Source organism: Oceanobacillus sp. CAU 1775 (genome assembly GCF_054482815.1).
The window spans coordinates 178,521-192,950 of record NZ_JBTLRO010000002.1; the positions used below are offsets into that span (position 1 = coordinate 178,521).

The 14,430-nt window shown below is 35.2% G+C and carries 16 protein-coding genes; 15 read left to right on the forward strand and 1 reads right to left on the reverse strand.

Going from position 1 to position 14,430, the window contains the following annotated elements; genetic code table 11:
• The first annotated feature begins 4 nt into the window (after positions 1 to 4).
• The 5 genes from qcrB to ACXYMZ_RS04150 all read left to right on the forward strand — a co-directional run bounded on the left by qcrB (position 5) and on the right by ACXYMZ_RS04150 (position 3,174).
• The gene (gene qcrB, locus ACXYMZ_RS04130) at positions 5 to 679 is read left to right on the forward strand and encodes a menaquinol-cytochrome c reductase cytochrome b subunit (RefSeq protein ID WP_458947091.1); all 675 of its coding nucleotides are present in this window, start codon (positions 5 to 7) and stop codon (positions 677 to 679) included.
• A gap of 18 nt (positions 680 to 697) precedes the next feature.
• A complete protein-coding gene (locus tag ACXYMZ_RS04135; RefSeq protein ID WP_458947092.1) occupies positions 698 to 1,477 on the forward strand; it encodes a menaquinol-cytochrome c reductase cytochrome b/c subunit in 780 nt (259 codons plus the stop codon).
• A 99-nt stretch (positions 1,478 to 1,576) separates the two neighbouring features.
• Positions 1,577 to 2,158, forward strand: a complete 582-nt coding sequence (gene lhaT, locus ACXYMZ_RS04140; RefSeq protein WP_458947093.1) for a lipoprotein heptaprenylglyceryl N-acetyltransferase LhaT — start codon at positions 1,577 to 1,579, stop codon at positions 2,156 to 2,158.
• A 55-nt stretch (positions 2,159 to 2,213) separates the two neighbouring features.
• Positions 2,214 to 2,450, forward strand: a complete 237-nt coding sequence (locus ACXYMZ_RS04145) for a sporulation protein YpjB (RefSeq protein WP_458947094.1) — start codon at positions 2,214 to 2,216, stop codon at positions 2,448 to 2,450.
• Between the two features lie 52 nt (positions 2,451 to 2,502).
• Positions 2,503 to 3,174, forward strand: coding sequence for a zinc metallopeptidase (locus ACXYMZ_RS04150; protein WP_458947095.1), 672 nt, complete (start codon positions 2,503 to 2,505; stop codon positions 3,172 to 3,174).
• Between the two features lie 50 nt (positions 3,175 to 3,224).
• On the opposite strand, the gene ACXYMZ_RS04155 is transcribed toward ACXYMZ_RS04150, so the two are convergent.
• Positions 3,225 to 4,091, reverse strand: coding sequence for a YitT family protein (locus tag ACXYMZ_RS04155; protein ID WP_458947096.1), 867 nt, complete (start codon positions 4,089 to 4,091; stop codon positions 3,225 to 3,227).
• 230 nt (positions 4,092 to 4,321) lie between these two features.
• Here ACXYMZ_RS04155 and ACXYMZ_RS04160 point away from each other — a divergent pair, with 230 nt between their 5' ends.
• The 10 genes from ACXYMZ_RS04160 (at position 4,322) to dinG (ending at position 14,299) form a co-directional block, all read left to right on the forward strand.
• Positions 4,322 to 4,657: a nucleotide pyrophosphohydrolase gene (locus tag ACXYMZ_RS04160; protein ID WP_458947097.1), complete on the forward strand. Its 336-nt coding sequence runs from the start codon at positions 4,322 to 4,324 to the stop codon at positions 4,655 to 4,657.
• 25 nt (positions 4,658 to 4,682) lie between these two features.
• Positions 4,683 to 5,477 carry a 4-hydroxy-tetrahydrodipicolinate reductase gene (gene dapB / locus ACXYMZ_RS04165; protein WP_458947098.1) on the forward strand — a complete coding sequence of 265 codons (795 nt, stop codon included), beginning with the start codon at positions 4,683 to 4,685 and terminating at the stop codon, positions 5,475 to 5,477.
• An 18-nt stretch (positions 5,478 to 5,495) separates the two neighbouring features.
• Complete coding sequence (gene mgsA, locus ACXYMZ_RS04170; RefSeq protein WP_458947490.1) at positions 5,496 to 5,912, forward strand: methylglyoxal synthase; 417 nt, start codon at positions 5,496 to 5,498, stop codon at positions 5,910 to 5,912.
• Positions 5,909 to 7,027 (forward strand): N-acetyl-alpha-D-glucosaminyl L-malate synthase BshA, encoded by a 1,119-nt coding sequence (gene bshA / locus ACXYMZ_RS04175; protein WP_458947099.1) that lies wholly within the window; start codon positions 5,909 to 5,911, stop codon positions 7,025 to 7,027. Before mgsA ends, bshA begins: the two co-directional genes overlap by 4 nt.
• 18 nt (positions 7,028 to 7,045) lie before the next feature.
• Positions 7,046 to 8,248, forward strand: a complete 1,203-nt coding sequence (locus ACXYMZ_RS04180; protein ID WP_458947100.1) for a CCA tRNA nucleotidyltransferase — start codon at positions 7,046 to 7,048, stop codon at positions 8,246 to 8,248.
• Positions 8,221 to 9,201 (forward strand): biotin--[acetyl-CoA-carboxylase] ligase, encoded by a 981-nt coding sequence (locus ACXYMZ_RS04185; RefSeq protein ID WP_458947101.1) that lies wholly within the window; start codon positions 8,221 to 8,223, stop codon positions 9,199 to 9,201. Before ACXYMZ_RS04180 ends, ACXYMZ_RS04185 begins: the two co-directional genes overlap by 28 nt.
• Positions 9,202 to 9,213: 12 nt before the next feature.
• Positions 9,214 to 10,041 carry a 3-methyl-2-oxobutanoate hydroxymethyltransferase gene (panB, locus tag ACXYMZ_RS04190; protein ID WP_458947102.1) on the forward strand — a complete coding sequence of 276 codons (828 nt, stop codon included), beginning with the start codon at positions 9,214 to 9,216 and terminating at the stop codon, positions 10,039 to 10,041.
• Between the two features lie 12 nt (positions 10,042 to 10,053).
• Entirely contained in the window at positions 10,054 to 10,926 is an 873-nt protein-coding gene (gene panC / locus ACXYMZ_RS04195) for a pantoate--beta-alanine ligase (protein ID WP_458947103.1), read from the forward strand.
• Positions 10,927 to 10,937: 11 nt separating this feature from the next.
• A complete protein-coding gene (gene panD, locus ACXYMZ_RS04200; RefSeq protein WP_458947104.1) occupies positions 10,938 to 11,321 on the forward strand; it encodes an aspartate 1-decarboxylase in 384 nt (127 codons plus the stop codon).
• Positions 11,322 to 11,488: 167 nt separating this feature from the next.
• Complete coding sequence (gene dinG / locus ACXYMZ_RS04205) at positions 11,489 to 14,299, forward strand: ATP-dependent DNA helicase DinG (RefSeq protein ID WP_458947105.1); 2,811 nt, start codon at positions 11,489 to 11,491, stop codon at positions 14,297 to 14,299.
• The last annotated feature ends 131 nt before the right edge of the window (positions 14,300 to 14,430 follow it).

The window sequence follows — 14,430 nt, forward strand, 5'->3', positions numbered from 1 at the left end:
ACAGATGCTACAGAAATTATACGATTGGATTGATGAGCGAATTGACCTTCACCCAATCTGGCGAGATATCGCTGACCATGAAGTACCAGAGCATGTTAACCCGGCTTATCAATTTTCAGCCTTTGTATATTGTTTTGGTGGCTTAACGTTCTTTGTAGTAGTCATTCAGATTCTTTCTGGTATGTTCTTAACAATGTACTATGTACCAGATATCGAAAATGCATTTAGATCAGTGTATTACTTACAATCTGAAGTAGCACATGCACAAATCGTTCGAGGAATGCATCACTGGGGTGCCAGTGTTGTAATCGTAATGCTTTTATTACATACATTACGCGTATTTTTCCAAGGAGCATACAAGAAACCACGTGAACTCAACTGGATGGTTGGGGTTCTAATCTTCTTTATCATGCTTGGATTAGGTTTTACAGGTTATTTACTACCGTGGGACAACAAAGCTTATTTCGCAACACAAGTTGGACTTGAAATGGCCGAGACCGTTCCGTTTATCGGTGAATACTTGAAAGTATTACTTGCTGGTGATTCCTCCATTGTTGGAGCACAAACATTAACTCGATTCTTTGCGATTCATGTTTTCTTCTTACCAGCTGCGTTATTTGCACTATTAGCAGTACACTTTATCTTGATTAGAAGACAAGGTATTTCTGGACCACTATAAAAAGGAGGGGAAAGCGCAATGCAAAAAGGGAAAGGTATGAAATTCGTTGGTGACTCTCGGATTAAGCAAGGACCAACAGTCTCACGTATACCAAAAGATTATTCAGAGTATCCTGGCAGAACAGAAGCTTTTTGGCCCAACTTTTTATTAAAAGAGTGGTTAGTTGGAGCGGTTTTCCTTGTTGGATTTCTTACGTTAACGATAGCTCACCCGCCACCGTTAGGCGGAATTGCTGATCCGACAAACGCTTCATTTATTCCATTGCCAGACTGGTACTTCTTGTTCTTATACGAACTTCTGAAATATGAATTTGCTAGTAACCAATATATTCTTCTCGGAATGCTTGGCCTACCTGGTTTAGCATTTGGAGCATTATTACTTGCACCATTCCTAGATAATGGACCTGGACGCAGACCAAGTCAGCGACCAGTTGCAGTTGGAATGATGTTACTAGGGTTAGCTTCTGCTATCTGGTTAACATACACTTCTGCAGCACCAGTTGATTGGGAACAACGTGCAGCAACTGATAGACCAGTTCTACCAGAGGATTCAGCAGCTGTCATCGATACAGAACATGCAGGTTTTTCAGCTTATGAAACTAGCTGTATGATGTGTCATGGAGCTGAATTAGAAGGTACAGCAGGACCAACTTTAGTAGGAATTGAATATTCTGCTGAAGAACTTGATGATATCATTCAGAATGGTATTGGAGAGATGCCTGCAGGTACATTCCAAGGAAATGACGAGGAACGCGAACAGTTAATTGACTTTATCTTAACTGTTAATGAAGAGAACTAGTAATTTTTGGGATATTATATAAGACACCTTTGCCTTTGTCGGTAAGGGTGTCTTTTTTTACACTATGGGTATCAGATTCTTTAGTAAAGAGGGTTGGCCATGCTAAAATACATATTACTTGATAAGAAATTTATATTGCTTTTATTTCTCATTAACTTGTTTGGTACTATCTATGGTTATTATTGGTATATGCCACAACTAGCAATCACACCAGATATCTTTCTGATTTTTGTACCAGATAGCCCTACAGCAAGTTTATTCTTTACTATCTTTTTATTCTTTTTCCTATTCAATAAAAATACTCCTTATATTGAAGCGTTGGCACTTATGACGTTGGTCAAATACGGTACATGGGCAGTCGTTATGAACTTACTTACGTTGATAGTCGAAGGCTCTCTAAACCCCGCAGGCTATATGTTAATGGCAAGTCATGCAGGTATGGCTATTCAAGGAGTTCTTTACTCTTCTTTTTACAAAATTAAATTGCGCCATTTAGTAGTGGCTGGAATATGGACATTACATAACGATATTATTGATTATGTATATGGAATGATGCCTATTTATTCGAAGCTAACCGTTTATATGAATGAAATTGGTTATTTCACGTTTTGGTTAAGTATCGCATCTATTATACTTGCCTATTATTTAACAATCGGCAGAAAGAAAATAAACTCTCTGTGATAAACACTCTCAACCCATCATATATATAAAGTAGCCTAAAAAATGGGGTGAAGTGATGGTATTAACACAATTAACTTCAGTCATCTATTCCGTCATGCATCATATATTTACTTTTAACGGGTTTGAAATGTTACAGCAATGGATTTATACGAATGTGACAATTTTACCATTAATTCCAGCAATTATAATTGTTGGTGGGATTATAATTTTTACATTAACCTACGTAAGTTGGAGAAAATATAGAGCAGAACAAGAGAAGAATCACCGGAAGAAGGACAAAATGATTGACTGACATCCCTTTTCTGACTAAAATTAACTTATAAACATATGTTGGGGGTGTACAAATGCCAGGATATTTTATCTATTTAGCGATACTAATCATCATACCGATTTTAGCACAATCAAAAGTAAAATCTGCTTATGCAAAGTATTCTAAAAAGCCTACTTCTTCTCAGTTAACTGGAGCAGAAGTTGCGAGAAAAATATTAGACGATAATGGCTTATATAATGTTGATATAGGACAATCTAAAGGTACGTTATCCGACCATTATGATCCTAGATCCAAAATAGTTAGACTTTCAAAAGACAACTATCATGGGCGTTCGATGGCAGCGGCAGCTGTAGCAGCTCATGAAGTTGGACATGCTATGCAAGATCAGGAAGAATATGCGTTTTTAAAACTTAGAAGTGCATTAGTACCTGTTGCAAACTTCGGTTCAAATATTGCCTTCTTTTTCATTCTAGGTGGTATTTTCCTCGATATGAGTGAACTGTTTCTTCTAGGAATCATCTTTTTCTCAGCTGCAGTACTGTTTCAGTTAGTAACTTTACCAGTTGAGTTTGATGCTTCTAACCGTGCAATGACACAACTCGTTTCCGGTGGAATAATCAGAAATGATGAAGAACGGGATACGAAGAAAGTCTTGAACGCCGCTGCATTAACATACGTAGCCGCAGCACTAGTTGCTTTACTTGAGTTAGTGAGATTTATCTTGATGTTTGCTAATAGAGATTAATTATAACAAAAAGAATCGCCAGAACAATTACGTTCTCAGCGATTCTTTTTCTATTCTATAGGTTTCTTGTTTTCATCAAGAGTAAAACCTTCTCCTTGAACATCTTGCACAGTACTTATTGAGACAAATGCATGAGGATCTACATCTTGGATAATGTTTTTCAGGCGAACGATCTCATTTCGTGCAACAACACAATACAGAACATCTCTCGTTTCACCAGAAAAACTCCCGCGACCATTTAGAATCGTAACACCACGATCCATGGAAAGTATTTTCTTTGCAATAGCTTCACTATGATTGGATATAATTGTTGCTCCTTTTGCTAAGTATGCACCTTCTTGGATAACATCTAGCACTCGAGCACCAACATAAACTGCAACTAATGTGTACATTCCTTGAGCTAAATCTAGAATCAAGAAAACAGAAGAGGAAATGACAATTAAGTCAAAAAGAAACATTGTGTTTCCCATGCTCCATCCAATGTACTTGTTTGCTAGTCTAGCAATGATATCTACACCACCAGTTGTGCCGCCAAATCGGAAGATAATACCTAGCCCTACTCCGATAAACACTCCTGCAAATAGTGTGACAAGCATCATATCATTTTGTAGTTCAATATTAAATTCATATATTTGGAAGACTGCCAAAAACGCAGATACGGCCGTCGTTCCAATAATCGTATAAAAGAATGTATTTCTTCCTAATAACTTCCACCCTATAAAGAAAATCGGGATGTTTAATACGATGTAAGTTACGGCTGGGTCTAACTCCCATAGAAAATATAAAAGAAGTGTTATTCCTGTGAATCCACCTTCACCTAAATTATTTTGCATATTAAAATGTACGATACCAAATGAATAAATTGCTGCCCCTAATAAAATAAAAAAGATATTTTTATATCTTAATCCAAATATCACTGTCGTTACCTCCGCATCTTTAAATTAGACATTACCCATTATAATCATTTTATCCATAAAGAACAATTTAATATATAATAGGAGTAGTTTATAATTGATTTATCTAATCGAAAAATTAAATGGATTAACTTGGAAAAACAATTAAGCAAGCTTCCATAAAATTTGTCAAATTACCTTTGATTCGCTAACATGAAGGATAAGTGAATTTCTATTGATGAGGTGTAAAGCAGATGTCTAAAGCGTATACGACAAAAGAAATACAGCAGAGGGTCGATAATTATATTAGCCAATTTGAAGAAGGCTATTTTTCTCCACTTGCAATGACAGCAAGACTAACAGAGGAAGTGGGCGAACTAGCTCGTGAGGTTAATCATTATTACGGTGAGAAGCCTAAGAAACCCACGGAAAAAGAAAATACTATTGAAGAGGAACTAGGAGATATTATTTTTGTCCTAGCAAGTTTTGCAAATTCGCTTAATATTGACCTAGCGGATAGCTTCGAACAATCGATGTCGAAATTTGAAACAAGAGACAAGGATCGTTGGACTAGAAAAGATAGAAAGTAATCATTTATATAGAGGTGAAATGAAGATGGCAATAAAAATAATTCTTGCTGGCCCACGAGGTCAAATGGGACAAGAAGCAATTCAAATGATAGAAAAAATGTCTAATTTTCAATTGGTTGCAGTTATTGATCATAAAAATGACGGTAAAGTGCTTAATGATATCGTTCCATTTCAGGCTAGTAACACACCAGTATTTGAAAATCCTGAAATGTGTTTTCAGGAAGTAGAAGCAGATGTATTTATTGATCTAACTAGCCCTAAAACTGGCTATATACATACAAAATTAGCTTTGGAGAATAACCTTCGTTGTGTCATTGGTACCTCTGGGTTTACAGAGCAAAGTGTCAATGAATTAAAAGAAATAGCTGACGCGAAACAACTAGGCTGCATCATTGCTCCTAACTTTGCTATTGGAGCAGTACTTATGATGAAGTTTTCCCAAATGGCTGCTACATATTTCCCAGACGTTGAGATTATCGAGAAGCATCATGATAAAAAAGTTGATGCACCGTCAGGAACAGCCGTAAAAACAGCAGAAATGATTAGAAAATCAAGAGAGTCCAAAATACAAGGACATCCTGAAGAACATAGTGAAATGGAAGGGGCAAGAGGGGCGACGTTTGATGGCATGCACATTCATAGTGTCCGTCTTCCTGGATTTGTTGCCCATCAAGAAGTTATCTTTGGTGGACCGGGTCAGTTACTAACAATAAAACATGATTCTATAAATCGCGACTCATTTATGGATGGAATAAAAGTGTCCGTTAATAAAGTGATGGAAATGGATAAGCTCGTCTACGGATTAGAGAATATATTATAATTTAGGAGGATGAGCATGATGAAAATAGCTTTGATCGCACATGATAAAAAGAAAGAAGATATGATACGTTTTTCAATTGCTTATGAAAATTTATTAAGTAAGCATACTTTATACGCGACCGGAACGACTGGTAAACTTATTACCAAACAAACTGGTTTAGATATACATCGTTTTAAATCAGGTCCGTTAGGTGGAGACCAACAAATAGGTGCTATGATTGCAGATAATAAAATGGATATGGTTATTTTCTTCCGCGACCCTTTAACAGCTCAACCACATGAACCTGATGTCACAGCTTTAATGCGACTTTGTGATGTTTATCATGTCCCACTAGCAACTAACCTTGCAGCAGGGGAAATATTCTTGCATGGACTAGAGCGTGGAGATTTCAATTGGCGTGAACTTATTAAAGAAAAAGAAGAGAATGAAGAATGAAGATAGGAATTACATGTTATCCATCAGTTGGAGGATCTGGAGTAATAGCTACAGAGCTTGGTAAGTTGTTAGCAGATAGTGGTCATGAAATCCATTTTATTACTTCTAGCCTACCATTTCGATTGGATAAAATTCACCCAAAAATATTCTTTCATCAAGTAGAAGTTAACCATTATCCTGTGTTTCAGTATCCACCATATGATTTATCCCTAGCGTCTAAAATGGCTGAAATTATTGATCAGGAGAAATTAGATATTTTACATGTTCATTATGCTATTCCACATGCAATCTGTGCCATTCTAGCAAGAGATATTGCAGATCACAAAGTAAAGGTAGTTACCACATTACATGGAACTGATATTACTGTATTAGGGATCGATGATACGTTTAAAAAAATGATAAATTATGGCATTGAAAAATCAGATGCTGTTACAAGTGTTTCACAAAGCTTAGCAATGCAAACGAAAGAAATGATGCAAACAGAAAAAGAGATATCTGTCATCTACAACTTCGTTGATGAAAAAGAATATTATCCGAAATCTAATGATAATCTGAGAAAACAATATAATATTACAGACGATGAAAAAGTAGTCATCCATATTTCTAATTTCCGTAAAGTAAAAAGAGTACAAGATGTCATTCATACATTTAAAAAAGTGAATCAATCAACGAATTCAAAGCTTTTATTAATTGGTGATGGACCAGAATACTCAACAATGAAAAAATTAGTACAAAAATTAGATATTGTAAAAGATGTACTATTCTTAGGCAAACAAAATAATATCAGTGAAATTATCTCTATGGCTGATATTATGTTACTGCTTTCAGAAAAAGAAAGTTTTGGACTTGTGCTACTTGAAGGTATGGCTTGTGGTGTACCAAGTGTAGCTACCAATATTGGTGGGATTCCTGAAGTAATCGACCATGGGGAAACAGGATATATGGTTGATATGGGGGATACAGAGCAAGCTGCTACATACATCCTAGAACTTTTTAATAATCCAGAAAAACTAAATCAGTTTTCAAATAATGCATTAAAAAGAGTAGAGCACCACTTTCATTCTGATAAGATTGTCCAAGAATATATTGATTTATATAAACAGATTTTAGTTTAAACGAAAACGGTGGTAGAAATGTTAACCGACATATTTAAAAATGCATTGCCAATATTAGAGAATCTCGAAAAGAATAATTTCGAGGCCTATTTTGTTGGTGGTTGTGTACGTGACTTGTTATTAGGCCGTCCGATTAAAGATATTGATATTACTACATCAGCAACTCCTGATGAAGTTCAAGAGATTTTTCCCAAAGTTATTCCAGTGGGGATTGAACACGGGACGGTTATTGTCCGTCATCAAGGGGAGAGTTATGAAGTAACCACCTTTAGAGAAGATGGCTCGTATACAGATAATAGGCACCCTGATCAGGTATCTTTCATAAGAAATATTGCCGAAGATCTGAAACGTCGTGACTTTACAATAAATGCACTAGCAATGGATAAAAGTGGTGCAATTATTGACATGTTCGAGGGTCAAAGAGACATCAATCAAAAAATTATTCAAACAGTTGGCGATGGTACTAAACGCTTTAAAGAAGATGCATTAAGAATAATTCGTGCTTTACGTTTCTCCAGTCAAATAGGATTTGAAATTGAAAAAGACACACTAACTTCGATGATAGCTTGTAAACAAGATATTAATCATTTATCAACAGAAAGAATTACCAATGAAATAGAGAAATTCTTTGCCGGAAGTTACGTAGAAAAAGGCATAGATTACTTAAAACAAACGAATATTTATCAAGAGTTACCGATATTAAAGCAGCATCCATACTTAATAGAGAAGCTCCCCAAACGTATGATACCGCTCCCGTCTATAGCAGTGGTATTCGCACTTTTTCATTATAAAGAACCGAGCATATCGATTCATCAATGGGTAAAAGAATGGAAGTGCTCAAACCAAGTCAAACGTGAAGCTTTCGAACTAATTGATAATTTGGTATACTATGAAAAATATAGTTTAGACACTTTTTTAATCTATCAGTTAAGAGATGAATTGATTCAAGCATTTATTTTGCTTGTTAAATTGTTATTTGACAAAGAAATAATTCATGAAGATATTGTCACTTCAAAGATGAAACTTCCCATCCGTTCAAGGGCTGAACTGTTGATTAACGGAAATGATCTCCTTCAACTATTCCCAGAGATAGATAAAGGACCGTGGATAAAAACACTGTTAGAAACCATCGAAAAGAAAGTTGTTACTGGGGAATTAACGAATAATTATCACGAGATAAAGGAATGGCTGAAATGGAATCAACCAGAAGTAAACTATTAACGATATTGTCAGAGAATGAAGAGAAATATATCTCTGGACAAGAAATATCTGAAGCATTAAATATCTCTCGAAATAGTGTTTGGAAGCATATGAAAGCACTAGAGAAGGATGGTTTTGAAATCGAAGGGGTACCACGAAAAGGGTACAGAATTATTCAGCATCCAAATAAGGTTAGTGACAATACGATAAAATGGGGGCTAAATACAAAGTGGCTTGGCCAAACGGTTATCCACAAAGAGACTACTCAATCTACTCAACTCATAATTCATCAAGCTGCACAAGAAGGAGCGCCCCACGGAACGGTAGCTATTGCTGATGAACAAACAAAAGGCCGTGGCAGGTTAAACCGTGAATGGCACTCTGGTAAGCAAAAGGGGATGTGGTTAAGTATTTTGCTGCGTCCAGCTATATTACCTCAGCAAGCACCTCAATTGACCTTATTAACAGCAACGGTGCTCGCTGATGTAATTAAAAATGAAACAAATATTAATCCTTTAATCAAATGGCCAAATGATATTTTAATCCATACAAAAAAAGCTGCAGGTATTTTAACAGAAATGCAGGCAGAGCAGGATCAAATTCAATACATCGTTATTGGAATTGGTTTAAACATTAATCATACAGCATCTGATATTCCAGAAGACTTGAGGTCTCTTGCAACATCATTAAAGGTTGAATCTAACAAAGAGTGGTCGATTCAAACATTTGTTCAAGCGTTTCTTCAAACATTCGAGACTGCATACGATTCATTTATTGAAAATGGATTTAGTGAAGTAAAGAAGAAATGGGAAGGGTATGGATTTAAGCTAGGCGAAGAGATAAAAATAATTAATCAAAACGAAGAGAGAAAAGCAATTTTTAACGGAATTGCAGAAGATGGGGCATTGCTTATCAAAGATAATGCGAACCAAGTTTCAAAAGTGTACTCTGGAGAAATTGAATGGTTCAAATAAGGGGGAAATAAAATGAAAACAAGACATGATCTAGTAAACATGAAGCAAGAAAAAGAGAAAATCACGATGCTTACTTCCTATGACTATCCATCCGCCAAACAAGCTGAAGAAGCTGGCGTCGATATGATTCTAGTGGGTGATTCTCTAGGTAACGTAGTTTTAGGCTATGATTCAACTATTCAAGTTACATTGGATGATATGATTCATCACGGAAAAGCAGCAAGACGTGGGGCAAAAAATACTTTTCTAGTAGTTGATATGCCTTTTATGTCTTATCACGTATCTTTAGAGTTATCGATGGCTAATGCAGGGAAACTTTTTCAGGAAACAAATGCTCAAGCTTTAAAAATTGAAGGCGGTTCCAAAGAGAATTTACAACTTATTGAACGACTTAGCGATGCAGGTATTCCAGTTGTCGCACACCTTGGTCTTACTCCGCAAACTTTTAATGTACTTGGCGGCTATAAGGTCCAAGGGAAGGACAAAACCTCAGCTCGTAAATTAATAGAGGAATCAAAAAAAGTTGCTGAAGCTGGTGCAGTTGCATTAGTTTTAGAATGTGTTCCAATGGAAATTGCTGAATTAATTACTGCAGAAATCGATATTCCGACAATTGGTATTGGTGCAGGAATCCATTGTGATGGTCAAGTATTGGTTTATCATGACGTATTAAAATATGGGGTAGATCGTCTCCCTAAGTTTGTTAAATCATATGGGGACTATAATACTGACGGTGGAGAAGCAGTCAAAAGATATGTAAAAGATGTAAAGGCTGGTAATTTCCCGACAGAAGAATATTCATTTTTATTACAAGACACTTCAATTCTAAAAGAACTCTAAGGTAGGTTTATCATGAAAGTTATCCGTAAAATTAAAGAAATGCAGGCAGTAACAACTAAACTAAAAACTGAAAAAAAGACAATAGGATTTGTAGCTACAATGGGTTTTCTTCATGAAGGCCACACAACATTAATGGAGAATGCGAAGCGTGAAAATGATGTGTTAATTTCAAGCATTTTCGTTAACCCCTTACAGTTCGGTCCGACAGAAGATTTTTCTGAATATCCACGAGATGAAGAGCGCGATATTTCAATCGCAAGGGATGCAGGAGTAGACTTTTTATTCATACCAGATGTAGAAGAGATGTACCCAGAAGAAAATAAAATTAAAATGCATATTACAGACAGAGTTGACGTTCTCTGTGGCAGCTCAAGACCAGGACATTTCGATGGAGTAATTACGGTTTTAACTAAATTATTTCATATCATTCAACCAGATCGTACATATTTCGGTCTTAAAGATGCACAACAAGTTTCTGTTGTCGATGCACTGATAACCAATCTTAATTTCCCAACAGAATTAATTGGGATACCAACTGTTAGAGAGACGGATGGCTTGGCAAAAAGCAGCAGAAATGTGCGACTAACCGCTATAGAGAGAAAAGAAGCAAAATACTTATATCAAGCATTATTAAGAGCCCAACAATTATTTATTGACGGGGAAGATAATCCTGCTATTATTATAAGAGAAGTTAAATCAACGATTGAGAAACATACCACTGGTAGAATCGACTATGTTGAATTACTAAGCTTTCCAAGTTTAAAAGCCTTTGAGCGGATAAATGAGCAATTTATTATTGCAGTAGCAGTTCAGTATAGTAATGCAAGACTAATCGATAATTTAATAATAGATTCTAATGGTCGTATCGTTCAGCAATATAAATAGGAGGAAGTATTATGTTCCGCACTATGATGAAGAGTAAAATCCATCGGGCTCGAGTAACAGAAGCAAATTTAAATTACGTCGGCAGTATTACAATTGACGAGGATATACTCGAACAAGTTAATATTTTACCTCATGAAAAAGTACAAATTGTAAATAATAATAATGGTGAAAGATTTGAAACTTACGTCATTCCTGGAGAACGAGGCTCGAAAGTTATTTGTCTAAATGGAGCAGCTGCAAGGCTTGTTCAACCAGATGATATTGTAATCATCGTTTCGTATGCACTAGTACCAGAATCAGACATCTCATCACATAAACCTATTGTTGCAATCATGGATGAGAACAATGATGTTCAACAGCTTCTGATAGAAGAACCCGCAAGAACGATAATGTAATTAAAATAAGAACTCTTATCGGAATAATGATAAGAGTTCTTTTAAATTTTGGTTGTGTTAATAAAGCTCAATGTTATTAAAAGCAGAAACCCCAAAATGCCATACGTTACTAGAATATATTTCACTTCGGCTTGATTTAGGTATATAATATCTCTGTAGATATGGGGGTGCAATACTTGGAAAGATTTGTAGTGGTTGATTTAGAAACAACTGGCCATTCTCCTGAAAACAAAGATAAAATTATCGAGATAGGCATCGTTATCATAGAGAATGACAAAATAGTTGAGAAAAGAAATACTTTATTAAATCCCAATAAATCAATTCCTCCTTTTATAAGTAACTTAACAAATATAAAAAATGAAGATGTAGAAGATGCACCAATATTTGAAGAGAAGGCGGATACAGTTGTTGAGCTTTTTAAAGATAGTTACTTAATCGCTCATAATGTACCATTTGATATGGGATTTTTAAATACCGAATTAAAAAATAGTGGGAGAACGACATTAAATAATCGTGTAATCGATACTGTAGAGCTTTCCAGAATACTTTTTCCTAAAGCACCTGGATATAAATTAGGACAACTTGCAGAATATCTAGATATAAATCATAACGATCCACACCGTGCGCTTTCAGATGCAATTGTTACTGCAAAGCTTTTTCTCAAACTAAAAGAGAAATTGAGTAAACTCCCGTTCGAAACACTAGATCATTTATCAAAAATTGAGAAGTTACTTAAATCAGACCTATACTTTTTATTAGAAGAATTTAAAGAAAAAGCAATGATGGATATCTTTGATGAGCCAAATCTAGTTACTTACAATGGTTTAGCATTCAAAATGGAAGATGATATAGAGGAAATCTATAACGAGGATAAGTTATCGTATGGTGATTTTCTTGATGAGGTCTATGAAGCAGGTGGGAGTCTTAGCAAACATTTAAAGAATTATGAAAAGCGCCCTGGACAACGAGATATGTCTGAGATTATTTTTGATGCTTTTCAAGTAAATAAACATGGATTAATCGAAGCAGAGACTGGTACTGGTAAATCTTTAGCTTATTTACTTCCAGCGGTATATGAAGCAGTTCATACAAAAAGTCGGATTGTAATTAGTACATATACTACCCAGCTTCAATCACAATTATTAGAAGAAGAAATTCCTTTACTTCAGCAGCTAGTTCCTTTTGACTTTCACGTTGTTTTGCTTAAAGGAAGAAATCATTACCTAAGTCTTGAAAGATTTTCATATGAATTAGCAAATAGTGACTCAGATAACTATGATATAACCCTTACAAAAGCAATTCTTTTGGTTTGGCTGACAGAAACCCTGACAGGGGATATTGATGAAATACAGCTTCCAACAAGTGGCTATTCTTTCTATAACCGCGTTTCTTCAGATGCTGAAGGGAAAACTGATGGGCAATCACCGTGGGTAAGGTATTCATACTATTTAAAGGCAAAGAGAAAAGCTCAAAAAGCCAATATAGTTATTACCAATCATGCGTTGTTATGTACAGATATGTTCAATGATTATCAATTTTTACCTTCGTACAATAAGCTCATCATTGATGAAGCACATCATCTTGAGAATACTGCAGCACACCATTATGGTTTAAAACTAGATAATGTTACTTTACACTACACGTTAAATCAGATTGGTCGTACAGAAGATAATAAAGCATTTGATCAAATCATTAGTAAATATATTGAATCCTTACAAGAAATCCCTTTAGATAAATGGGATGTCATATTCGATCAGGCGAAAAGAGAAATTGATGATTTATTTCAATTTATTTATAATTATGTTTTCCAAAGAAGGAAAAATGATAAAGCTTTGAGTGATATAGGTAGAATTCAATACCGATTTAATGAACAAGAAGAAATAGCTGAATCATGGGAACACTTAAAAGAAGTTGTTTCGAGAGTTACCTTATATCTAAGGGATCTAATTCATATATTGGCCCTCATTGATGACCAATTAGAAGAGAAGAAGGATTACGATAAACATGATAAACAAGAGATTCTACATATTATTGAAAATCTCCAATTGTTTATAGATAGATTAGAATTACTTTTCCTCGTTCAATCAAGTGTGAATCATGTGCAATGGATCGAGATTGATTCAAAAGGAATCAACAGTACAATCTATCTTTACAGTGAACCTACAGATGTCTCCACTCTTCTTATGGACGAGCTTTTTTCTAAAAAAGATAGTGTTATTCTAACAAGTGCTACATTAACAATGAAAAACACGTTTGATTTTATTCGAAAGAGACTTGGTTTAGATAAAGAGGAAATAATAGCTGAACGAATTGTTTCCCCATTTTCATTTAAGGAACAAGTGCAATTGCTCGTACCAAATGATTTCCCAGCACTAACACATAAAGATAATGATGAATTTATATATGCCACAAGTGAAGCAATCTTATCACTTGCCGAAATAACCGAGGGTAGAATGCTTGTCCTGTTCACATCCTATGATATGCTTCGCAAAACATATAAATTATTAAAAGAAATTATGGATGATAATAAATACATGCTTATTGGGCAAGGAATTACAAGTGGAAGTAGATCACGTTTGAAGAAGAACTTTCAAAGTTTCGAGCGTTCTATTTTATTAGGAACAAGTTCTTTCTGGGAAGGTGTAGATATCCCTGGAAAAGATCTGTCCTGCTTAATGATTGTTCGATTACCATTTCAACCGCCAAATCATCCAGTTTTTGAAGCAAAATCAAATGAATTGAAAGAACAAGGAAAAAATCCATTCATGGAGCTTTCTCTTCCTAATGCAGTGATAAAATTTAAACAAGGATTTGGAAGACTGATCCGGACGGTAAATGATCGTGGGATTGTCTTCGTATGTGATGCACGAATTATTAATGCAAGATATGGGAAGTATTTCACAGAATCAATTCCAGATGTGCCAATACTTTATGATTCGACACATCAACTAATCGACAAAGCAGAAGATTGGTTTTAAAAAGGCTACTGTATAAAACATACAGTAGCAAGGAAAAAGGGTATGGGAAAGAAAAATCAGTAGCATATTAAGAATTTACACCAATCTTATCCGTTCACTGGTATACTAAGAGAAGTGGATTCTTAACATTT